This is a genomic window from Ralstonia condita, from assembly GCF_958405655.1.
Taxonomy (GTDB): domain Bacteria; phylum Pseudomonadota; class Gammaproteobacteria; order Burkholderiales; family Burkholderiaceae; genus Ralstonia; species Ralstonia condita.
Genome location: NZ_CATYWO010000002.1, coordinates 151040 through 171617, shown reverse-complemented (window position 1 = coordinate 171617; position 20578 = coordinate 151040). Strand labels below are relative to the sequence as shown.

The 20578-nt window shown below is 64.5% G+C and carries 25 protein-coding genes; 16 read left to right on the top strand and 9 right to left on the bottom strand.

Going from position 1 to position 20578, the window contains the following annotated elements; genetic code table 11:
- Positions 1-6 precede the first annotated feature (6 nt).
- Genes R2N03_RS07340 through R2N03_RS07330 form a run of 3 tightly spaced genes read right to left on the bottom strand, consistent with a single transcriptional unit; the run spans position 7 to position 2914 of the window.
- Positions 7-213 (bottom strand): DUF2783 domain-containing protein, encoded by a 207-nt coding sequence (locus R2N03_RS07340; protein WP_316656919.1) that lies wholly within the window; start codon positions 211-213, stop codon positions 7-9.
- Between the two features lie 5 nt (positions 214-218).
- Complete coding sequence (locus tag R2N03_RS07335; protein WP_316656916.1) at positions 219-1898, bottom strand: FAD-dependent oxidoreductase; 1680 nt, start codon at positions 1896-1898, stop codon at positions 219-221.
- A 56-nt stretch (positions 1899-1954) separates the two neighbouring features.
- Positions 1955-2914, bottom strand: coding sequence for an MBL fold metallo-hydrolase (locus R2N03_RS07330; protein WP_316656913.1), 960 nt, complete (start codon positions 2912-2914; stop codon positions 1955-1957).
- Between the two features lie 266 nt (positions 2915-3180).
- Here R2N03_RS07330 and R2N03_RS07325 point away from each other — a divergent pair, with 266 nt between their 5' ends.
- The 4 genes from R2N03_RS07325 (at position 3181) to R2N03_RS07310 (ending at position 7821) form a co-directional block, all read left to right on the top strand.
- Complete coding sequence (locus R2N03_RS07325; RefSeq protein WP_316656911.1) at positions 3181-4068, top strand: IclR family transcriptional regulator; 888 nt, start codon at positions 3181-3183, stop codon at positions 4066-4068.
- A gap of 114 nt (positions 4069-4182) precedes the next feature.
- Positions 4183-5235: a branched-chain amino acid ABC transporter permease gene (locus R2N03_RS07320; RefSeq protein WP_316656910.1), complete on the top strand. Its 1053-nt coding sequence runs from the start codon at positions 4183-4185 to the stop codon at positions 5233-5235.
- Positions 5236-5239: 4 nt separating this feature from the next.
- Entirely contained in the window at positions 5240-7066 is a 1827-nt protein-coding gene (locus R2N03_RS07315; protein ID WP_316656908.1) for a branched-chain amino acid ABC transporter ATP-binding protein/permease, read from the top strand.
- Positions 7067-7077: 11 nt separating this feature from the next.
- The gene (locus R2N03_RS07310; RefSeq protein WP_182557780.1) at positions 7078-7821 is read left to right on the top strand and encodes an ABC transporter ATP-binding protein; all 744 of its coding nucleotides are present in this window, start codon (positions 7078-7080) and stop codon (positions 7819-7821) included.
- Positions 7822-7824: 3 nt separating this feature from the next.
- Here the strand turns inward: R2N03_RS07310 and R2N03_RS07305 are convergent, their stop codons facing one another.
- Complete coding sequence (locus R2N03_RS07305) at positions 7825-8142, bottom strand: hypothetical protein (protein WP_012430488.1); 318 nt, start codon at positions 8140-8142, stop codon at positions 7825-7827.
- Positions 8143-8237: 95 nt separating this feature from the next.
- Positions 8238-8750: a GNAT family N-acetyltransferase gene (locus R2N03_RS07300; protein ID WP_316656903.1), complete on the bottom strand. Its 513-nt coding sequence runs from the start codon at positions 8748-8750 to the stop codon at positions 8238-8240.
- Positions 8751-8910: 160 nt separating this feature from the next.
- Between R2N03_RS07300 and R2N03_RS07295 the strand changes: the two genes are divergently transcribed.
- Complete coding sequence (locus tag R2N03_RS07295; protein ID WP_316656901.1) at positions 8911-9783, top strand: D-amino-acid transaminase; 873 nt, start codon at positions 8911-8913, stop codon at positions 9781-9783.
- A 65-nt stretch (positions 9784-9848) separates the two neighbouring features.
- A complete protein-coding gene (locus tag R2N03_RS07290) occupies positions 9849-10421 on the top strand; it encodes a surface-adhesin E family protein (RefSeq protein ID WP_316656899.1) in 573 nt (190 codons plus the stop codon).
- Positions 10422-10448: 27 nt separating this feature from the next.
- Here R2N03_RS07290 and R2N03_RS07285 read toward each other — a convergent pair whose 3' ends face one another.
- The 3 genes from R2N03_RS07285 to R2N03_RS07275 form a co-directional block, all read right to left on the bottom strand.
- Positions 10449-10673 (bottom strand): hypothetical protein, encoded by a 225-nt coding sequence (locus tag R2N03_RS07285; protein ID WP_012430484.1) that lies wholly within the window; start codon positions 10671-10673, stop codon positions 10449-10451.
- Positions 10674-10813: 140 nt separating this feature from the next.
- Positions 10814-11842: an alpha/beta fold hydrolase gene (locus R2N03_RS07280; protein ID WP_316656895.1), complete on the bottom strand. Its 1029-nt coding sequence runs from the start codon at positions 11840-11842 to the stop codon at positions 10814-10816.
- A gap of 109 nt (positions 11843-11951) precedes the next feature.
- Positions 11952-12887 carry a LysR family transcriptional regulator gene (locus R2N03_RS07275; protein WP_316656893.1) on the bottom strand — a complete coding sequence of 312 codons (936 nt, stop codon included), beginning with the start codon at positions 12885-12887 and terminating at the stop codon, positions 11952-11954.
- Between the two features lie 106 nt (positions 12888-12993).
- Between R2N03_RS07275 and R2N03_RS07270 the strand changes: the two genes are divergently transcribed.
- From R2N03_RS07270 to R2N03_RS07260, 3 genes are all read left to right on the top strand, one after another.
- Positions 12994-13245 carry a DUF2798 domain-containing protein gene (locus tag R2N03_RS07270; RefSeq protein WP_012430481.1) on the top strand — a complete coding sequence of 84 codons (252 nt, stop codon included), beginning with the start codon at positions 12994-12996 and terminating at the stop codon, positions 13243-13245.
- 420 nt (positions 13246-13665) lie between these two features.
- Positions 13666-14133, top strand: a complete 468-nt coding sequence (locus R2N03_RS07265; RefSeq protein WP_316656887.1) for a GNAT family N-acetyltransferase — start codon at positions 13666-13668, stop codon at positions 14131-14133.
- A 143-nt stretch (positions 14134-14276) separates the two neighbouring features.
- On the top strand, positions 14277-14753 hold the full coding sequence (locus R2N03_RS07260) for a nuclear transport factor 2 family protein (protein WP_316656886.1): 477 nt from the start codon (positions 14277-14279) through the stop codon (positions 14751-14753).
- 48 nt (positions 14754-14801) lie between these two features.
- Here R2N03_RS07260 and R2N03_RS07255 read toward each other — a convergent pair whose 3' ends face one another.
- On the bottom strand, positions 14802-15203 hold the full coding sequence (locus R2N03_RS07255; protein ID WP_316656883.1) for a helix-turn-helix domain-containing protein: 402 nt from the start codon (positions 15201-15203) through the stop codon (positions 14802-14804).
- A gap of 89 nt (positions 15204-15292) precedes the next feature.
- On the opposite strand from R2N03_RS07255, the gene R2N03_RS07250 reads away from it, so the two are divergent.
- The 7 genes from R2N03_RS07250 (at position 15293) to R2N03_RS07220 (ending at position 20576) form a co-directional block, all read left to right on the top strand.
- Positions 15293-15859 carry a TetR/AcrR family transcriptional regulator gene (locus R2N03_RS07250; protein ID WP_316656881.1) on the top strand — a complete coding sequence of 189 codons (567 nt, stop codon included), beginning with the start codon at positions 15293-15295 and terminating at the stop codon, positions 15857-15859.
- A gap of 182 nt (positions 15860-16041) precedes the next feature.
- Positions 16042-16347, top strand: a complete 306-nt coding sequence (locus R2N03_RS07245) for a recombinase-like helix-turn-helix domain-containing protein (protein ID WP_316656879.1) — start codon at positions 16042-16044, stop codon at positions 16345-16347.
- 79 nt (positions 16348-16426) lie between these two features.
- Positions 16427-17494, top strand: coding sequence for an aromatic ring-hydroxylating oxygenase subunit alpha (locus R2N03_RS07240; RefSeq protein WP_024979224.1), 1068 nt, complete (start codon positions 16427-16429; stop codon positions 17492-17494).
- Positions 17487-18260, top strand: coding sequence for an SDR family oxidoreductase (locus R2N03_RS07235; protein ID WP_316656874.1), 774 nt, complete (start codon positions 17487-17489; stop codon positions 18258-18260). The genes R2N03_RS07240 and R2N03_RS07235 overlap by 8 nt, the downstream gene beginning before the upstream one ends.
- A gap of 32 nt (positions 18261-18292) precedes the next feature.
- Positions 18293-18829 (top strand): cupin domain-containing protein, encoded by a 537-nt coding sequence (locus R2N03_RS07230; RefSeq protein WP_024974097.1) that lies wholly within the window; start codon positions 18293-18295, stop codon positions 18827-18829.
- 4 nt (positions 18830-18833) lie between these two features.
- The gene (locus R2N03_RS07225; RefSeq protein ID WP_316656867.1) at positions 18834-19736 is read left to right on the top strand and encodes an alpha/beta fold hydrolase; all 903 of its coding nucleotides are present in this window, start codon (positions 18834-18836) and stop codon (positions 19734-19736) included.
- 12 nt (positions 19737-19748) lie between these two features.
- Positions 19749-20576 carry an IclR family transcriptional regulator gene (locus R2N03_RS07220; protein WP_260804160.1) on the top strand — a complete coding sequence of 276 codons (828 nt, stop codon included), beginning with the start codon at positions 19749-19751 and terminating at the stop codon, positions 20574-20576.
- Positions 20577-20578: the final 2 nt, after the last annotated feature.

Genomic DNA, 20578 nt, shown 5'->3' with positions numbered 1-20578 from the left:
GCCCTCTCAGCCAGCGCGGGACGGCAGTGCCAATCGTGCGGCAGCCAGCGCTTCCCGTAGCACCGCCATGTCGCCGATATGGTTGGCTAGCAGCAGGATGAGCTGCGCATTGAGCATCGCACTGTGCTCATCGGACAGGTCACGGTGCGCGTCGATCAGCGCCTCGTAGAAATCGTCCGGGCGCGCCAGATTGGATTGTGTGTTCAACGGCATGGTGCTCAGGCAGCGGCTGCGGCGTGTGGTGCATGGGTTGTGGCGGGAAAACCGGTGGCGCGATGAACCGCGCTCAGCAGTTGGGCGGCGTCCGTTGCGCGCCAGCGTGCGCATACGTGCTGGTCCGGCCGGATCAGGTACAGCGTCCCCGGCCTGGCGTCATAGCGCTGTGCGACGAGGCCGTCGATGTCTTCCAGCCCGGTCACGCCTGGCGCAACCGCACCCAGGCCGCCGGCGGGGAAAATAGCCAGCGTGGGTATGGGCAGTGCGTCGACAGTGTCTCCGGTGCTGCAGAAGCGCAGCGCCGTAAAGCCTTCGCGCAGGTGGTTGAGCAGCCAGCCGGGTTTGCCGTCAGCGCCTCGCACCGGGGCATCGAGTGCAACGGCGCCCGGTACGAGTGCCCCCGCAAAAGGCGATTCATCGGGCGTCAGGAGTGGTGAGTCATCCAGCACGCTCGGTGTCGACAGCCGCCCGCTGTTGACCAGCGTGCGCGCAAACGGATAGTGCTTTGCCAGACGCAGCGTCGCATCCCGAAAGAGCCGGCTGACCGCGCTCTTGGGCGTGATGAAGTCGGTCGAGCGCGTGGAATGCCGGATGTTGTCGTCGGCGGCGAATTCCCGCTCGCTGGCGTAGGTGTCGAGCAACGTGTCGGGAGCATCGCCGTCAAGCACCATGCGCAGTTTCCACGCGAGGTTCTCGGCGTCCTGCAGGCCGCTGTTGGCGCCGCGTGCGCCGAATGGCGAGACACGGTGCGCTGCGTCGCCGATGAACAGCACACGGCCGTGACGAAAGCGCTCCATCCGCTCGCACGAGAAGGTGTAGACGCTGACCCATTCCAGCTCAAACTCCACGTCGTCGCCGAGCAGTGCCCGCACACGCGGGATCACGCGCTCAGGCTGCTTCTCGGCCACCGGGTCGGCATCCCAGCCGAGCTGGAAGTCGATGCGCCAGACGTTGTCGGGCTGATGGTGCAGCAGCACCGATTGATTCGGGTGGAACGGCGGGTCGAACCAGAACCACCGCTCGCTCGGAAACGGCGCTTCCATGCGTACGTCGGCGATCAGGAAGCGATCCTTGAATGTCTGGCCATGGGCTTCGAGCCCCATCATGTGGCGCACTGGGCTGCGCGATCCGTCCGCAGCCACCACGTATTGGGCGCGCTGCGTGTAGCTGCCATCCGGTGTTTCGATGGTCAGCGTCACGCCATCGGCGTCCTGCGCCAGGTCCACCACCTTGTGCTTCCAGCGCAGCTCGACGTTCGACAGCGCCTGCGCGCGTTCGACGAGGAATCCTTCCACGTAGTATTGCTGCAGGTTGATGAAGGCCGGCCGCCTGTGGCCCGTCTCGGGCAGGAGGTCGAAGCTGTAGAGCAGTTCGTTCTTCAGGTACACCTTGCCGACGTTCCAGCTCACCCCCTTGTCGACCATGCGATCGCCGCAGCCAAGGCGGTCGAAGATTTCCAGCGAGCGCTTGGAGAAGCAGATCGCGCGGGAGCCGGTGGACAGCGTGCAGTCGTCGTCCACGACGACGACCGGCACGCCTTGCTGTGCAAGGTCGATGGCCGTCGCCAGGCCGACCGGGCCCGCCCCAACGATGACGACAGGGCGTGCCATCGCGTTGCAGCCGGGCTGCTGCTCTGCGTAAGGCGCGTATGGGAAGACGCGGTTCTGGAAATGGGGATTCATGTCTCGCTCGCACGCGTGCCGGTCATGGCCGGCCCGTCATGAATGGAACAGAAGGTTCAGCCTTGCAGCGCTGTCCACATCTCCTTGTCGCGCTGGGCGGTCCAGATGCGCGGGTGCTTGATGCCGCTGGCTTCATCGAAGGCGCGCGTCACGTCAAACGGCAGGCAGTGCTCGTAGATGAAGACGTGGCCGAACTTCGGGTCCATCGCCGCGCGAGCGTGCGCCATGGCGGCTTTCAGGTCCATCTTCTGCGCCACGGCTTCGCGGCCGGCGTGCAGCAGCGTCGATACGAAATCACGCGTGTAGGCAAGACCCTTGTCCACCTCCTGCGGATTCAGCAGTGCGGGGCCGCGGCCAGGCACGAGCTTTTCCGCACCCAGCGCACGCAGGGCATCGAGCGTGGCAGGCCATTCTTCGAGTTGGGCATCGCCGCAGTAGCAGGCGGCGTCGTATTCGACCAGATCACCCGAGAACAGGACTTTCTGCGACGGGATCCAGACGACCGTGTCCCCCTTCGTGTGGCCGGGGCCCAGGTGCAGGATCTTCACTTCGAGCTTGCCGAGGAAGAGCGTCAGCTCACGCTCGAACACCAGCGTCGGCCAGGTCAGGCCGGGTACCGTTTCGACGCCTGCAAACAGACGCGGGAAGCGCTCGATCTCGGACTTCATGTCGGCCTCGCCGCGCTCGACGATCATGTCATACGTGCCGCGGCTGGCGATGATGTGCTGTGCGCCCTCGGCAAAGTAGGCCGATGCGCCGAGCACGCGCACGGCGTGGTAGTGGGACAGCACGACGTGCTTGATCGGCTTGTCGGTGATGCCGCGGATGCGCGCGATCAGGTCTTGCGCCATCGCAGGCGTGGCGGTGGTGTCGACGATCAGCACCGAATCGTCGCCGATGATGACGCCAGAATTGGGGTCGCCCTCCGCGGTGTAGGCGTAGGCGTTGGGGGAGAGCTGGGTGAAGGTGACTTGTTTGGCCTCGAGGTCGGCTTGCGAGGCGAAGGCTTTGGCCATTCTGTCACTCCTGGTGTAGTGGATTACGTGTTGGGGAATTTTCCTTGCGGTGGGATCCAGCCTGAAGCCGTGTTTGGAGGCGCGTCGACATCAGGCCATGCCGCTTGCAGCGAATCATAGACCGGGCCGTCCGGGCAGGCGCCTAGGGTATACGAGAATTATGATTAGCATTACTGTTTTTACAATGCATAAAAAGTAAAGGCGGCGGGACGCAGCGCGTGACGTGCTACGCTCGCAGCACTTATTCGTCTAACGCGCCCACGGACATGGAGATCACCGAAGTCGAAGACGCGCTGCCGGCCGACGCCGATGCCGAAGACGCACGCACTGGCCGTGATCGTTCGGGCATCCAGTCCATCGAGGTCGGCTCGCAATTGCTGGTTGCACTCACCCGTGCCATGCGCGCGATGGCGCTTGGTGACCTGGCGCGCGCGGCCGGCATGCATCCGTCCAAGGCGCATCGTTATCTCGTGAGTCTGCAGCGCGTGGGAGCGGTCTCGCAGGACCCGCTGACGGGCCGCTATGAACTCGGCCCCTTTGCGTTGCGCCTCGGATTGGCCAGCCTCAACCGGAACGAGGCCATCGAGCGTGCCCGGCCCTTGCTGGCCGGCCTGCGGGATCGAACCGGGCACACCATCGGTATCGCAGTCTGGAGTGATCGCGGCCCCACCGTCGTGCATTGGGAGAAGGCCGGAGGTGTGCCTGGGGTGAACCTGCGTATCGGCGACGTCATGCCGATGCTCAATTCCGCCACCGGCCGCCTGTTCGGTGCCTATCTGCCGATCGAACAGACGCTGCCGCTGGTCGAGCGCGAACTGCACGGCCGCGCGGGCGATGACTTGCCCGACCTGCCGCGCTCGCTGACCGATTACTACCGTTTGTGCGAAGACATCCGCGAAGCGGGGGCCTCGTGGGTGGCCGGCAGTCTGTTACCGAGCGTGAATGCGCTGTCGCTGCCCGTATTTGGCGCGCGCGGACAATTGGCCCTCGTGGTGATCGCGCTGAACCTGCGCGCGGTGTTCCATGCGGAGCGCGGCGGCGAGCTGGAAGCGACGCTGCGTGCCTTCGTGACGCAGCTTTCTGCCATGCTGCAGGCACCGTCCGACCCGGCACCGGGGAAGGCAGCCAGCCGGCGCGCCAGACCGGCCCGTTAGGGTTCTCGCCAATTTCACCCTGTCGTAAAACATTTACCCTCTCGTAACTCGTGGCGCCCCCTCGCGCTGTTGGCCTGTCGCGCGAGCTCCACGATCACAAGAACAAGGAGACCCATGGACTTGTCGATTGCCGCCATCCTGGCGCAGGACGGCGTGACGTCGGGCGCGATCTACGCGCTGCTGGCGCTGGCACTCGTGCTGGTGTTTTCGGTCACGCGCGTGATCTTCATCCCGCAAGGGGAGTTCGTCGCATATGGCGCGCTCACGCTGGCGGCCGTGCAGTCCAACAAGGCCCCGCTGTCTGCCAGCCTGTTGGTGGTGCTGGGCGTGCTCACGTTCCTTGTCGAGATGGGGCGTACGCTGCTGCAGCCGGAACTGCGTCTGCATGCGCTGCGCACGGGCGCCCTCTACGCGGTGAAGTACCTGGTGTTTCCGCTGGCCATCTACGCTGCGGCCGCCGTACTGGCACCCATGACCTTGCCGCAGGTGGTGCAGGTGGCGCTGGCGTTGCTGATCGTCATTCCCATGGGGCCGATGATCTACCGGCTGGCCTACGAGCCGTTGGCCGAGGCCAGCACCCTGGTGTTGTTGATCGTCTCGGTGGGCGTGCACTTTGCGATGGTCGGGCTCGGCCTGGTGATGTTCGGCGCCGAAGGCTCGCGCACGGATGCATTTTCCGATGCACGATTCGACCTCGGCGCGTTGACGGTGTCCGGCCAGAGCCTGTGGGTGGTGCTGGTGTCGGCGTTGATGATCGTGGCCTTGTACTTCTACTTTGGCCGCACCGTGTCGGGCAAGGCGTTGCGCGCAACGGCGGTGAACCGGCTGGGCGCGCGGCTGGTCGGCATCGGCACCACGCAGGCCGGACGACTGGCCTTCACGCTGGCTGCCGCGTTGGGTACGCTGTGCGGCATCCTCATCGCCCCCATCACCACGATTTATTACGAGTCAGGTTTCCTCATCGGCCTGAAGGGCTTCGTGGGTGCAATCGTTGGTGGGCTGGTGAGCTATCCGGTTGCCGCGCTGGGCGCGCTGCTGGTGGGGCTGCTGGAGTCCTACGCTTCGTTCTGGGCTTCGGCGTTCAAGGAGGTGATCGTGTTTACGCTCATCCTTCCCGTGTTGCTATGGCGCTCGCTCACCACCAAGCATGTCGAGGAAGAGGAATAAAGCGATGACAACATTGACGAAATCCTCCGATCGGCCAACGCAGCGGGGCTGGCTCACGCGCAACCGCCTCCTGACTGCGCTGTTTGTGATCGTGCTGGCGCTCTTGCCCGTGCTGCCGACGCCCGAGTTCTGGATCACGCTGCTCAATTACATCGGGCTGTACAGCCTCGTCGCGTTGGGCCTGGTCCTGCTGACCGGCGTGGGCGGACTGACGTCGTTCGGGCAGGCGGCGTTCGTGGGTCTGGGGGCGTACAGCACGGCGTATCTCACGACGCAGTACGGCGTGTCACCGTGGATCGGCCTGCTGGCGGGGCTGGTCATTACGGTGGTGTCTGCCTACCTCATCGGCCTCATCACGATGCGCATGTCGGGCCATTACCTTCCGCTGGCGACGATTGCCTGGGGCCTGTCGCTGTTCTTCCTGTTCGGCAACCTCGAGTTTCTGGGCAAGTACGACGGCTTGAACGGCATCCCTGTATTGAACCTGCTCGGCAATCCGCTGCAGACCGGGCGTGAGATGTTCTATCTGATCTGGGCGGTGGTGGTGGTGGCAGTGCTGGCGGTGCAGAACCTGTTGAACTCCCGGCCGGGGCGCGCCATCCGTGCGCTCAAGGGCGGTGGCACCATGGCCGAAGCGATGGGCGTGAACACCGCGTGGATGAAGGTGGTGATCTTTGTGTGCGCGGCGGTGCTGGCATGCCTGTCGGGCTTTCTCTATGCGCACCTGCAGCGCGCGGTCAACCCGACGCCGTTTGGCCTGAACTACGGCATCGAATACCTGTTCATGGCGGTGGTCGGCGGGGTGGGGCACGTATGGGGCGCGGTGCTTGGCGCCGGTGTGCTGACCATCCTGAAAGACAGCCTGCAGAGCATCCTGCCGAAGCTGCTGGGCACCAACGGCAACTTCGAGATCATCGTGTTCGGCGTGCTCCTGGTGCTGCTGCTGCAGTACGCGCGCGACGGCGTATGGCCGTTCATCCGCAAGCTGCTTCCTTCGGAGCCGACGGCGCGTGCGCCGGACGAAGCGCCGGCGCTCATGCAGCGGGACAAGCCGCAGGCCGGTGAGCTGATTCTCGACGTGCGCGCAGCGCGCAAGGAGTTCGGCGGTCTGGTGGCGGTCAACGATGTGAGCTTCCAGGTGCGGGCCGGCGAAATCATCGGCCTGATCGGTCCCAACGGCGCCGGAAAGTCGACCACATTCAACCTGGTGACCGGTGTGCAGCCCGCCACGCGCGGCGAGGTGCTGTATCGCGGTGAAACCATCAGCGGCAAGCCGTCGCGGGAGATCGTCAAGCGCGGCATCGGCCGCACGTTCCAGCATGTCCAGTTGCTGTCGGGCATGAGCGTGCTCGAGAACGTCGCACTCGGCGCGCACCTGCGTGGCGACTTCGCGGCGCAGGGCGGCGTGCTCGCCAGCGTCGTTCGGATGAATCAGGCCGAAGAGCAGAAGCTGCTGTTCGAGGCGCGCCGACAGCTCGAGCGCGTGGGACTGGCTGATTGCATGTATCAGGAGGCAGGCAGCCTGGCGCTTGGCCAGCAACGCATTCTGGAAATCGCGCGCGCACTGTGCTGCGATCCGGCACTGCTGTTGCTCGACGAGCCCGCCGCAGGCCTGCGCTACCAGGAGAAGCAGGCACTGGCCGCACTGCTCACAAAGCTCAAGGCCGAAGGCATGAGCGTGCTGCTGGTCGAGCACGACATGGATTTCGTGATGAACCTCACCGACCGGCTTGTGGTGATGGAGTTCGGCACCAAGATCGCGGAGGGGCTCCCGCAGGACGTGCAGCAGAACCCGGCGGTGCTGGAAGCCTATCTCGGCGGCGTGGAATAAGGAGAGCGCGCATGTCAGTCATTCTCGAAGTGAAGGACTTGCACGTCCGCTACGGCAAGGTGGAAGCGCTGCATGGCGCCCACCTCAAGGTGGGCTCGGGGCAGATCGTCACCGTGATCGGCCCGAATGGCGCGGGCAAGTCGACGATGTTGGGCGCCATCATGGGCGCGTTGCCGATCACGGGGTCAGCCAGTGGCGTCGTCTCGTACCTGGGTCACAACCTGACCGGGCTGCCGGTGGAAAAGCGCGTCGCACGTGGCATGTGCCTGGTCCCCGAAAAGCGCGAGCTGTTCGCCACCATGAGCGTGGAAGACAATCTCGTGCTGGGCGCGTACCGGCGCAAGCGCGCGGGGGAGCGCCATTACCTGGACCAGATGGACCTCGTCTACGATCTCTTCCCGCGACTCAAGGAGCGACGCGTGCAGGAAGCCGGCACGCTCTCCGGCGGCGAGCGCCAGATGCTGGCGGTCGGTCGCGCACTGATGGCCAAGCCGCAGTTGCTGATGCTCGATGAGCCCAGCCTCGGTCTCGCACCGCTAATCGTGAAAGAGATCTTCCACATCATCAGTGACCTGCGCAAAACCGGCGTGGCAACGCTGCTGATCGAACAGAACGCACGCGCGGCACTGCAAGTGGCCGATTACGGCTACGTGCTGGAGACTGGCGACATGATGCTCGAGGGGCCGGCGCAGGAACTGGCAGGCAATCCGCGCGTGATCGAAACCTATCTGGGGCTGGCGAAGAAAGCGGCTTGAGGGTCAATCGTCGTCGTCATCGCGATGGCGGCGTTCCCAGTATTCGTGTTCCCGCCGGCGCTGCTCGCGCCACTGCTTTTCCCGCCATTTCTGTGCGGCCCAGTCGTCATCGTCATAACCGGGCGCAACAATCACGGGTTGCGGCTCCACGTACACGGGGGCCGGCGCGTAGGCAGGCGGCCCATAGACCGGCGCGGGCGCCACATAGACAGGCTCGGCCGGAATGCCAATCCCGATGCCGACATCGATGTGCGCCAGCGCGGCGTGAGAAGACAGCGCCGCGGCTGCGGCCAGGGCGCAATGCGCCAAAAGCTTTTGCATGGTGAACTTCCTCGACACGTCGGGACTGTAGACCAGTGGCGGGCTGACTGTCTTTCAGAACCGATACCGATGTTACGAAATGTGACGCCGTGGGTTCACGGGAGTGACCGCTCCATCAGGACTGCGTCGTCACCGTAGGTGGCGCGCAGCATGGATGCCCCCTCCGTATCGATGGCGGCAGGGCGATACCTGAGGCGTTGCCAGAACATGTCGGCACGTTGCACCGCGACGAGCAGCGAGTGCCGGCACCCGCTCGCCCGTGCCGCCGCGCAGGCCCTGCTGTACAGACGTTCACCCAGGCGCTGGCCCCGGCCCGCCGGCGCAATTGCCATGTCATGCACGAACCAGAGCGCTTCATCTGCGCTGTCGTTGGGCGGCAGCGGCACATGCAACTTGGGAGGTGTCCATGCGTGCCACGCATGCGAGAGCAGGTAGCCGACGACTCCGTCGCCCTGCAAGGCGACGAGGCACATGGCCGGGCTGCGCGCCCAGCGGCTGGCCAGCGCATCGCCCGGTTCGAGGAAACCATCGCCGTAGCATGCCTGCTGCACAGCCAGAATGCCTGGCAGGTCTGCGTCGGTAACGGGGCGGATGACGACTTCGGTCATGACAGCGTGCGAGCGGTGAAGCGACGAGTTTACCGGACACCCCGCAGCATCATGCCGTTTGCGCATAACGTGCGGTCAACCCGTCACTGGCGGTTCTGGCCACGTATCCTTGGGTCGTATTGGCGGGGTCGTCCGGCCAGTCCATTTCTCTCTTGAAAGCATGTCTCGAATCGTCTTCCTGAACGGCCAATACGTGCCCGCCGCCGAAGCCACCGTTTCCATCATGGACCGCGGCTTCACCTTTGCCGATGGCATTTACGAAGTCACCGCCGTGGTGCGCGGCAAGCTGGTCGATAACGATGCCCACCTTGCGCGCCTGACGCGCTCGCTGTCGGAGATCGGCATCGACAATCCGTACACCGGAGCGCAATGGACGCGTGTGTGCGAAGCGCTGGTGGCGCGCAATGCCCTGGAAGAGGGCGTTGTCTACATGCAGGTGACGCGCGGGGTGGCCGAGCGCGACTTTGGCATTCCAGCAGACATGACGCCCACCGCAGTGGCCTTCACGCAAGTCAAGACCATCGTTGACAATCCGCTGGCGCGCAAAGGTGCGACCGTCATCACCGTGTCCGACCTGCGCTGGAAGCGTTGCGACATCAAGAGCGTTGGCCTGCTTCCGCAGGTGATGGCCAAGCAGATGGCGGCCCGCGCCGGCGCGCACGAAGCGTGGATGACCGACGGCGATCGCGTGACGGAAGGCGCGTCGTCCACGGCGTTCATCATCACCGCAGACAAGCGGCTGATCACGCGTCCGCTGTCGAACGCCGTGCTGCCGGGCATCACGCGCGTGTCGGTCATGGCCCTGGCGCGTGAGCATGGTCTCACGCTGGAAGAGCGGACGTTTTCCATCCAGGAGGCTCAGCAGGCGGCGGAGGCGTTCTACACGAGTGCATCGACGTTCGTGATGCCGGTGGCGTCCATCGACGGCGTGACGATCGGCAATGGGCAGCCGGGCCCGCTGACGCAGGCGCTGCGCGGGCTGTATCTGAAGTTTGCTGGTGCGGATGCAGCGGAGACCTCCGATCAGATGTGATGAAAGCGGTTGCGCGGTCGCGGTAAAATCGCCAGCTTCGCATTTGCAGCTAGGCGAGATCATCCATGAAGACAGGAGGCTGGCGCCGGCAAGGCGCCATCGCGGCGACCATTCTGGCCGTCGCGCAGTGGGCAGCGATGCCCGCGTTTGCGCAAACTGCGTCGTCATCGGCCGTGCCGTCGGCCAGCGCGACGCCCGCAACCCCCGCTGTGCCCGCGGCATCCGCGACGGCCGGCGTGTCCGAACAGACCAGCAGCGCCGATCGGTGGCGCCGCTTCGTGGGCGCCACCGGCGTGGTGTCCTATATCGACCGGCAATCGGTGAAGCCCCAGGTCGAGGCCGCCCCGGGCAGCGATACGCCTACCGTGCATTTCCGGTTGCTGCGTAATGTGCTGCCCGATTTCACGATCAAGACGGCAGATGGCCAGCCGATCCGCTCCTCGGTCAAGCAGGTGGTGCTCGACTGTGCGCAGCGCACCTACACGGTCATCGCGCAGACGCTCTACCGCGCGCGTAACGCCAGCGGCAACCCGCTTTACCAGATTCGCTACGGTGAGGACGCGCAGAGCCGCTCGCTCCGCGAGGGCAGCGTGTTTGACTGGATTGCCGGGCGTTTCTGCTCCGTGCCGCGCCAATGACACACGGGCAGCGCGTACGGCGCTGCCTCAGACCTGCGCTGTTTCTTCGGCGGGACTTGCGCGGTGGTCATCATCGCGGCCCCGGGCATAGGGCTGTCGCTCCTGCTCGAGTGCCGGATACCTGCGCGAGGCGAAGTCCAGGGTGGCCTCGTACGATTCGAATGGCGTCGATTCGGCAGCCACACCGTCGTTGACGAGGATCGCGTACCACTTTCCATACAGTGGTCCGTACACCACGACCTTGCTTTTCATCGTCTTGTCCCTGTCTTTTGTGTCGATGACCGGGCATCGCGGTTCTCGCGAAACCGGCCGGTCGAGCCGTTCGGGCGCCAGATCGTGGCGCGCCGTCAGCGTTATCGGCGGATGATGATTGCAGCCTGATGCAAGGAACGTCAACGTTTGCGTTGGATAGGATCTTCTAATGCGGCGGACACCCCGGGTACGCGCGCTTGTTGCAGCGCAGCGGGTTCGTGTCCGGAGTCCAGGTAGTCGGCAAACCGGCGGATGCAATCGGCCACCCACTCGGGACGGCGCATCGGCAGCCAGTGGCCTGCATCGATTTCGTGCCGCCAATAGTGCGATACCCACGCTTCGACCGCGCGCGTGACGGCAGGGCTCACGTAGCGGTCGTGGGTTGGTACGATCAACTGCACGGGGGCGTGCGGCGCGCGTACCTGCGGGTGGGCCAGCCGCTCGCGAAAGTTGGCGCGATACATCCACAGACCGTTGCACGCATCGCGCGTCAGGGATGGCCGCCGCCCCGCGCCGTGCAAGCCTTCCGTCTGGCGCAACCACCACGGCCACGCACGTGCGGCCCACAGGCGCCATGACCATTCCGGCACCCACGGCAAGTGGAAATAGCCGACATACCACGACTGCAGCCGTTGCTTCCAGACAGCGCGCTTCGCTGCCCATGTGCCGACATCAAGCTGGCTGCGCATCCAGTGGCCGACGTGATCGAGGCATGGTCCGGAAATCGACGTGTACGACGCGATGCGCCCGCGTAACCGATCGGTCGTCACGGATTCCCAACTGTGGATGGAACCCCAGTCGTGGCCGACCAGGTGAAATCGCTCGCCGGGCAACAGCAGGTCCGCCACCGCGGCGAGGTCATCCACGAACTGCGCAATGCGGTAGGCAGCGGTGTCGGTCGGCGCATCCGACAGGCCTGCGCCACGCACATCGAACGTGAGGACGCGGCAATGGCGCGCCAATGCGTCGCGCACACCATTCCAGACGGAACTGTCATCCGGATAACCGTGCACAAGGATGACGGCCGGGCGCTGCCGTGCGGCCGCCTCGTCGGGCTGCGTCATGCGCGCAAACAGCCGGACGTCGCCGGAATGCACCACATGGGAAGACTGCTGGCGTGCGACTGGCGGGCCATGTCTTGAGTGCGCAGAAGCGGCGGGGGCGGACATCGGCGGGCTCCATGTCGGTTCAGGGGTGAGACGCTTCAACGGCATGCTAGGAGCCGGTTTTGCCGTTTGACAATGCGAGACTTTCCTGACGTTGCATCCGCGCACGCCGTCACACCGTGTGCGGGTGTGCGAGCGATGAGGCTGGCGCGTCGGGATAGTCCTGCAGCAGCGGGTTTGCCGCTGCGAACTCGGCCAGATGCTCCAGCAAGGTTCGCACCTTGCGGGGCAGTTGTTGCTGCGGCCACACAGCATAGATCGGGCGCTGCGGTGTGCGCCAATCAGGCAGGGCGCGCACCAGTTGGCCGGCCTCCAGCGCCCGATGGCATAGGGTGCGCGGGCAATACAGCAGCCCTTGCCCGGCTTCCGCGAGGGCGGCTGCCATTTCAATATCGTTCACCTCGCATTGGGCGTCGGGCTGCATTTCGATGGTCTCTTTGCCGTCGGGCGACGTGAAGCGCCAGGTGGAGATGGGCGACGCCACCAGCAGCCGATGCGCCGCCAGATCACGCGGGTGTGCCGGCATGCCGTGTGCCGCTACGTAGGCTGGCGACGCCACCAGTACGATCCCGATTACGCCCAGCCGGCGCTGCCGCAGCTTCGGGTCGTCCTGCTGCCCGACGCGGATGGCAAGATCAGCGCCATGCCGCCATACGTCTTCATTGCGATTGCTGAGCAACAACTCCAGACGGATCTCCGGCCACGTCGCCATGAAGCTCGCATAGGCGGGTGCGAGCAGCCCGCGCGACAGGTTCAGCGGCGCCAGCACGCGCAGGGTGCCCTTCACCTGGTTGAGATCGTCGTCGAGCGTGGCCGTGGTTTGCGCAAGCGCGGTCAGCAGCGGGCGGCATTGCTCGTAATAAAGCTGGCCTTCCGGCGTGGGCTTCAGGCTGCGGGCGCTGCGCAGCAGAAGCTGGCAACCAAGCGCTGTCTCGAGCTTCTGCAGGCGCCGCGTGAGCGTGGCGGGCGGCAGGTTGGCATGGCGGGCCGCGGCCTGCAGGCTGCCGCGGTCCACGATGGAAACAAAGAGAGCCAAATCGTCGAGCATGATTCCATTTTCGGAATTTAAGTTTCAATAAACGTCTATAGTTTCTCGAAACGCGGTTGTCTAGCATACCGTCAATCACATTTGATGGCTTGCAAGGAGAACCGCCATGTCGATGCCCGTTTCCACTCCCACACGTCTTCGTATCCTTTTTGCGTGGCTGATGTCCGGCCTGATGTCGCTGTTGATGACCGGCTGGATCGGCTGGATCAACGCCGGTATCAGCCCTGACTTTCTCGCGCGCTGGGCGCATGCCTTCGTGCTGGCCTGGCCGGCTGCGTTCACCATCGTGCTGATTGCGGCACCGATGGTGCAGCGGCTGACGCAGCGTCTGGTGTTGCCCAATCCAGCACAGCCCTGAAAAGAAAACAGCCCACCGGGAGGACGGTGGGCTGCAAGGTTGACAGCAGGAAAGACCGATTGAAGCGGACGCCGGACTGACATCCCATGTGGTCCGGCGGTATGGCTGGTACAACACCCGACCCTTATCGTAGTGACGCTGATGTGCGTGGAGATCGCACTGCCCGGTACCGGGTCGTGACCGGGCCATGGAGCGCACTTTAGTGGGTCGAGGCTTTCAGCAAACTTTCTTCCGGCAACGACTTGTCTCCGGACAATCCCTAGGGCGGTGCGCTGCACACGCGCTGCTCATGGCGTCGCCCCACATGGCAGCCGAGGCACGGAAGCACAAGCTAAGCCAAACGGTGGGAAGGCTGGCTGCACGCAGGGCAGCCGGCTGGCAGAATGCGCGAGCGTTGCCACCCGCTCCATTCAGCCCTCCATGCCCACACCCGACGACCTGCAGATCCGCCCCATCCGCCAAGACGACTTCGCTGCCTGGAAACCTCTCTGGGATGGCTACAACGCCTTTTACGGACGCGCGGGCGAAACAGCCTTACCTGACACCGTCACGCAGACGACCTGGCAGCGTTTCTTCGATGAAGCCGAGCCGGTCTATGCCCTGGTTGCCGAGCGGGAGGGCGCATTGCTCGGCATCGTGCATTTCCTATTCCATCGCAGTACCACGCAGGTGCAGATGAGCTGCTATCTGCAAGACCTTTTCACCGCCGAAGCCGCACGCGGGCAGGGCGTCGGTCGCGCGCTGATCGAGGCGGTCTATCGCCGCGCCGCAGAGGCGGGCTTGCCCCGCGTCTATTGGCAGACCCACGAAACGAACACCACGGCGATGAGGCTTTACGACACCGTGGCTGAGAAATCCGGCTTCGTTGTTTATCGCAAATTTCTGTAGGCGTGCGGTGCGGGAATCGTGCGTTCGCGAAAGACCCCGTGCGTTCCTGGTATCGGCGAGGCAGTCGGTTGGGCAGACTTTGTGCGTGCTGCTGCGTCGTTGGCGCGGCAGCCTCCACGATTGCCGTTGCCAAGGAGTTGCCAATGTCTGCCAATGAAACCCGCCCGCCGGTTCCGCCGTTCACCTTCGAATCTGCCACCGAAAAGGTGCGTCTGGCCGAAGACGGCTGGAACAGCCGCAACCCGGAGCGCGTCGCGCTCGCGTACACGCCGGATAGCCAGTGGCGCAACCGCGCCGAGTTCGTCAACGGGCGCGAACAGATCGTCGAGTTCCTCACGCGCAAGTGGCGCAAGGAACTCGACTACCGCCTGATCAAGGAACTGTGGGCCTTTGGCGGCAACCGCATCGCCGTGCGCTTTGCCTATGAGTGGCATGACGATTCCGGCAACTGGTACCGCTCATATGGCAACGAGAACTGGGAGTTTGACGAGCACGGCGTGATGCAGCGCCGCTATGCCTGCATCAATGACCTGCCGATCCAGGCGGAGGAGCGTAAGTTCTTCTGGCCGCTTGGGCGTCGCCCGGACGATCCCCCGGGGTTGTCTGCGCTGGGTTTGTGACGCGGTCGGCCAAAATGAGGCGCCCGGTCTTGGCCGGGCGTCGTGCATTCAGCCATGCAGTTGATCGAGCGCGCGTCGTCGCCAGGTCGACGGGCTATCGCCCGCGAGCCGCTTGAATACCGTCGAGAAGTGCGCCTGGCTCTGAAAGCCAACCTCCAGCGCGATCTCGACCATCGTAGCGTCCAGTCTCATCAGCAAGGTCTTGGCGCGCTCGATGCGCCGATGCAAAAGATACGCGTGCGGACGCACGCCCGTGGCCGCGCGGAACTGGGCAGCAAAGTGCATGCGCGTGAGGCCCGTCGCCCGTGCAACGTCTTCCAGCCGGACCGCCCTGCCAAGGTTCTCTTCGATATAAGCCGTTGCCAGCCGCAGGCGCCACAGCGGCAACGGCGAGAGCGCCGCTCGAGCGGGGCGGCAATCATCATGAGGGGTCGGAAAAGCAGAAGTCACGGTTTTATGAGACAGGTCTGTCTACATAATTGAGTAGACAGGTCTGTCTGTCAAGACCATACTGAAGCATTGCCTTCACGTTCATCGACATGGCCAAGACTGCCGAAATCCTCTCCGCCCGCGATCGCATCATGGAAACCGCCGAGCGGCTGTTCCTGCAGGAAGGGTTTCGTGCCACCGGCATCGACCGAATCATCGCTGAGTCGGGCGTGGCAAAGATGTCGCTGTACCGGCATTTCCCGTCAAAGAGCGATTTGATCGCAGCCTTCCTGGATGCACGACACGAACGGTGGATGGCGTGGTTTCGTGAGGCGACGGAAGCGCGCCTTGCCAGGCGTGCTGACCTCGACGTGCTGGCGGACGTGTTGGCCACGTGGTTCGACACCGAAACGTATCGCGGTTGCGCGTTCATCAACCTCGTTGCCGAATCCGGTACGGAAACCGGTGACGCGCAGTTGGTGGAAAAGGCCGTCCTGCATAAGGCCGAACTGGCGAGTTATCTGGCGGAGTTGGCCAAGCGTCTCGGCTATCCGCGCCCAAAGGCGATCGCCGAAGAAGCGCTGCTATGCGTGGAGGGGATGATCGTGCGGTACCAGATGACCAGCGAGCGCTCGGTCGTCGATGCTGGACGACGTCTGCTGGCGCGCCTGCGCTAGCTCGATGCCCCAAGCTTTTGTCGGCCGCCTGGCCGACGTGTGACGCAGTCTTCCTTTTTGGAAACCATAGGGTAATCCCGCATCTGCGATTTCGAAGACGCGGTCTATAGTTGCACCTGTGTTCCAGATATTAACAGACGTTTCATAGGTAAAACAAGCGAAACGTGATGGAGTCGACAGACATGCAACCGCTATACAACCCAGACCTCGCTCCGTGGGAGCCGATTTCTCCGAACAACGTCGCCGGCAAGGGCCGTGTCGAGCGCCCTGGTCACGTCGCCAATCTGGTGTGGCAGACGCGCGCTGCCGAGCCGACCGCCTATGAGAACCAATTGGCCGATTCGCTGGAAGCGGCATTCCTGGGTGGCGCGCAAACGCCCGCCGACATCGTCACCGTGCTGAACGAGCGTGGCCCGCGCAATGCCGCCGGCGGCGAGACCTGGACGGAAGACACATTCCTGGCCGAGATGCGCCGCCTGGGCGCCTGAGCCGGGCTGGGACCAACACGATTCGACGCCGAGTCGCCCGCAGAGGCGCCCGGCTCAACCCCATCAGAAGAGGCAAGCAATGGAAGGCAACAAGGAAGCGCAGAAGGAAGCGCGCATCAACACCGGTCTGCGCAACTACTGGTATCCGGTGGCGGCGTCGTGGAATGTGAAGAACGCGCCGGTGGGCATCACCCGCTTGAGCCAGAACATCGTGCTGTGGCGCGATACCGCTGGCCAGGTGCATGCGCTGGAAGACCGCTGCCCGCATCGCGGTGCGCGCCTGTCGATGGGTTGGAACCTGGGCGACCACGTGGCTTGCTGGTACCACGGCGTTGAAGTGAACGGCCAGGGTACGGTGACGAGCGTACCTGCTGTCGACGCTTGCCCCATGGAGGGCAAGACCTGCGTGCGCAGCTACCCGGTGCAGGAACGTGCCGGCGCCATCTTCCTCTGGTTTGGCGACAAGGCCCCGTCGGAGTTCGACGACGCCGTCGGCACGCTGCGGCTGCCTGAAGAGCTGACCAGCGACGAGCACAGCCACTTCCTCTGCTTCGCACACTGGAACGTCAACTACCGCTATGCCATCGACAACGTCATGGATCCGATGCACGGCGCCTACCTGCACGCCGTGTCGCATTCGATGGCCAGCGGCGAGAAGAAGGCCGTGATGGAAGTCGTCGAAACCGACCACGGGATCATGTTCCAGAAGACCGGCCAGCGCGGCGTGAACTTCGATTGGACCGAGTTTGGCGAGACCGGCACGATGTGGCTGCGCCTGTCGATTCCGTATCAACCGAAGGTTGGCCCGGGCGGCCCGTTCACCATCATCGGCATCGTGACGCCGGTGGATGAGGAGCACTGCATCGTCTACTTCTGGCGCACCCGCCACGTACAGGGCTGGCAGCGCGACGTGTGGCGCTTCCTGTATCGCAACCGCCTGGAAGGCCTGCACTGGGATGTGCTGGAGCAGGATCGCGTGGTGCTCGAATCGATGGCGCCTGAAGCGCGCGATCACGAGACGCTGTATCAGCACGACATCGGCATCACGCGTATCCGCCGCGTGCTGGCACGCCGCGCCGCCGCTGAACTGGCCGATGCGCCTGTCGCCATGCTCAAGCCTGTTCCCACGGAAGCTCAACATGCCTGAGCGCGATTCAACTGCCGGATTGCTGGCCGGCCGCAAGGTGCTCGTGACGGGCGCTGCGCGCGGACTGGGTCTGGCCTTTGCCAAGGCGATTGCCGAAGCCGGTGGCGCGGTTGCGCTGGCCGACGTTCTTGGCGAGCGCGTGCAGGAGGAAGCGGCGGCACTGCGTGCGGCAGGCTTCGAGGCACATGGTTTCACGCTTGATCTGGCCGATCCGCCTTCGATTCAGGCCTGTGCCGCCGCTGCGGTGCAAGCGCTGGGCGGTCTCGATGGTCTCGTCAATAACGCGGCCATCACGAACTCGGGCGGGCGCGACGCATCGTCGATCGACGTCGAGACCTGGGACCGCGTGATGAACGTCAACGTGCGCGGCACCTGGTTGATGACGACCGCTTGCCTGCCGGCGCTCAAGGCTTCGGGCCGCGGTGCGATCGTCAACCTGTCGTCGGACACACCGCTGTGGGGCGCGCCGAACCTGCTGGCTTACGTGGCGAGCAAGAGCGCCGTCATCGGCATGACCAAGTCTCTGGCGCGCGAATGCGGCGCAGACGGCATCACCGTCAACGCCATTGCGCCGGGCCTGACGCTGGTGGAAGCCACCGAATACGTACCGGCGCACCGCCATGCGCTCTACCGCGACCAGCGTGCCATCTCGCGCGATCAGGTGCCGGACGACGTGTGCGGCGCCGTGCTGTTCGCGCTGTCCGATCTTTCCCGATTCGTGACGGGCCAGACGCTGGCCGTCAACGGCGGTTTCGTCATGCAGTAATGCATCCACACACCATTCAGAAGAGGTATTCGATGAGCGATCTCTCCGAACAACAGCAAGTGCAACGCACGTGGGACCGCCCGGAAGGCGCGTCGTTTGAAGATTGGATGAACAGCCGCGTGGCCCGTTTTTCCACCCGCCGTTACGACTGGGACGCCCTCAAGTTCCAGGCCGACTTCGACCCGAAATACCGCCGTGCGCAAATGCGCTACCTCGGCACGGGCGGCACGGGCGTGGCGGCAGACACCAACACGGTGCCGGCGGAGCACTTCACGTTTTCGACCATGGTCATTCCGGCCGGTCACGAAGGCCCGTCGCACCTGCACACCGATGTGGAGGAGGTGTTCTTCGTCATTCGCGGCAAGCTCAAGCTGGTGCTGGAGAAGGACGGTGAGCGCTTTGAGACCATCCTGACCGACCGCGACCTCGTCTCGGTGCCGCCCGGCGTGTACCGCGAAGAAATCAACATCGGCGATGAAGACGCGCTGATGTGCGTGATGCTCGGCGCCAAGAAGCCGATCACACCGACGTACCCGCCCGAGCACCCGCTCGCCAAGATCAAGCGTTGATGCCATGAGCGTGCAGGCTGTCATGTCTTCCCATCCGTTCCGTGTTGCCGACGCGCTTGCCGTGCTGGGCGGCGACTTCGCCGAACACACCGTCGTGATCAGCGTGCGTGGCGATCGCATCGGCTATCGGCAATGGGGCGAGCGTGGGCCGGTGGTGGTGCTGTTGCACGGCATCAGCTCCAGCGCTGCATCATGGCTGCCCTGCGCGCAGGTTCTTTCGCACAACATGCGTGTGCTGGCATGGGATGCGCCGGGCTACGGAAATTCCACGCCGCTCGCAGAGGCAGCGCCGCGCGCCGCCGACTACGCGTTGCGGCTGCAGGCATGGCTAGCTGCGCTGCATGTAGCTCCGGATGCGATCGTCGGTCACTCGCTGGGCGCGCTGATGGCTTCGGCGTATGTGGCCGCCGCGCCAGCGGCGATGCAGCCGAAGTGCCTCTTGCTTCTGAACCCTGCGCAGGGCTACGGCCAGCCGGGGCAGGAAGACAAGTCGCGCGCCGTGCAAGCGCAACGTCTTTCAACGCTGGACCAGTTCGGCATCGCCGGCATGGCGGAGTCGCGCCATGCGCACCTGCTGCGCCCGAATGCCACCGACGAAGAGCGTGCCTGGGTGCGCTGGAACATGAAGCGCCTCAACGATGGCGGTTACCGCCAGGCCGTGGCGATGCTCAGCGGCGACGACATCGGCGCCTATCTGCGCAAACGCCCCGCATCGACGCCGGCACAAGTCGCTTGCGGCGATGTGGATGGCATCACGCCGCCGCAAGGCTGCGAAGCGCTGGCCAAGACGTTCGGTCTGCCTTTTGCGCTAGTACCGGCTGCGGGGCATGCCTCCTATATCGATGCGCCTGACGCTGTCGCAGGCTGGATCGAACACGCCGTTCTCTCCCAATCTCAAAACGCCTAAGCGCCAAGACGTATGAGCAACGACCTCATTTCAGAAGACGTGCAGGAAAAGTACATCGTGCCGGGCCTCGAACGCGGCCTGCGCCTCCTGTGCGAATTCAGCCACAAAGACCGCGTCCTGTCGGCGCCGGAACTGGCGCGCCGCCTGAAGGTGCCGCGCTCCACGGTGTTCCGCCTGCTGACCACACTTGAAGTGATGGGCTTCATCGAGCGCGTAGACGGCGGCCGCGATTTCCGTCTCGGCATGGCGGTGCTGCGCCTGGGCTTTGAATATCTCGCCTCGCTGGAGCTCACCGAGCTGGGCCGCCCGCTGCTTGATCGCCTGCGTGACGAGATTCACTATCCGTGCAACCTCGTCGTGCGCGATGGCCGGTCGATCGTCTATGTGGCGAAATCGGTGGCGCCCACGCCGTTTACCAGTTCGGTGAATGTCGGCACGCGCCTGCCGGCTCACGCCACCGTGCTGGGTCGTGTGCTGCTGGCCGATCTGTCGCTGGCTGAACTGCGCCAGCTTTATCCGGAGCCACAGCTGGAAGTGTTTTCCGCCAACACGCCGCGCACGGTGGAAGAGCTGTTCGAGATGGTCCAGCGCGACCGCGAACACGGCTACGTGCTGCAGGAAGGCTTCTTCGAAGCCAACATCTCGACGATTGCTGCGCCCGTCCTGGATCGCGCCGGCAAGGTGGTGGCTGCACTCGGCACGACCATTCCGTCGCCGCGCATCGACGCGGCACAGCTCGATCTGATGATCGACAAGGTGCGCGCCGCCGCCGGCGAGCTGTCTTACCTGCTGGACTACCGCCCCGCCGGCGGCAAGGTCGTCAACCTGTTCCGCGAATGACC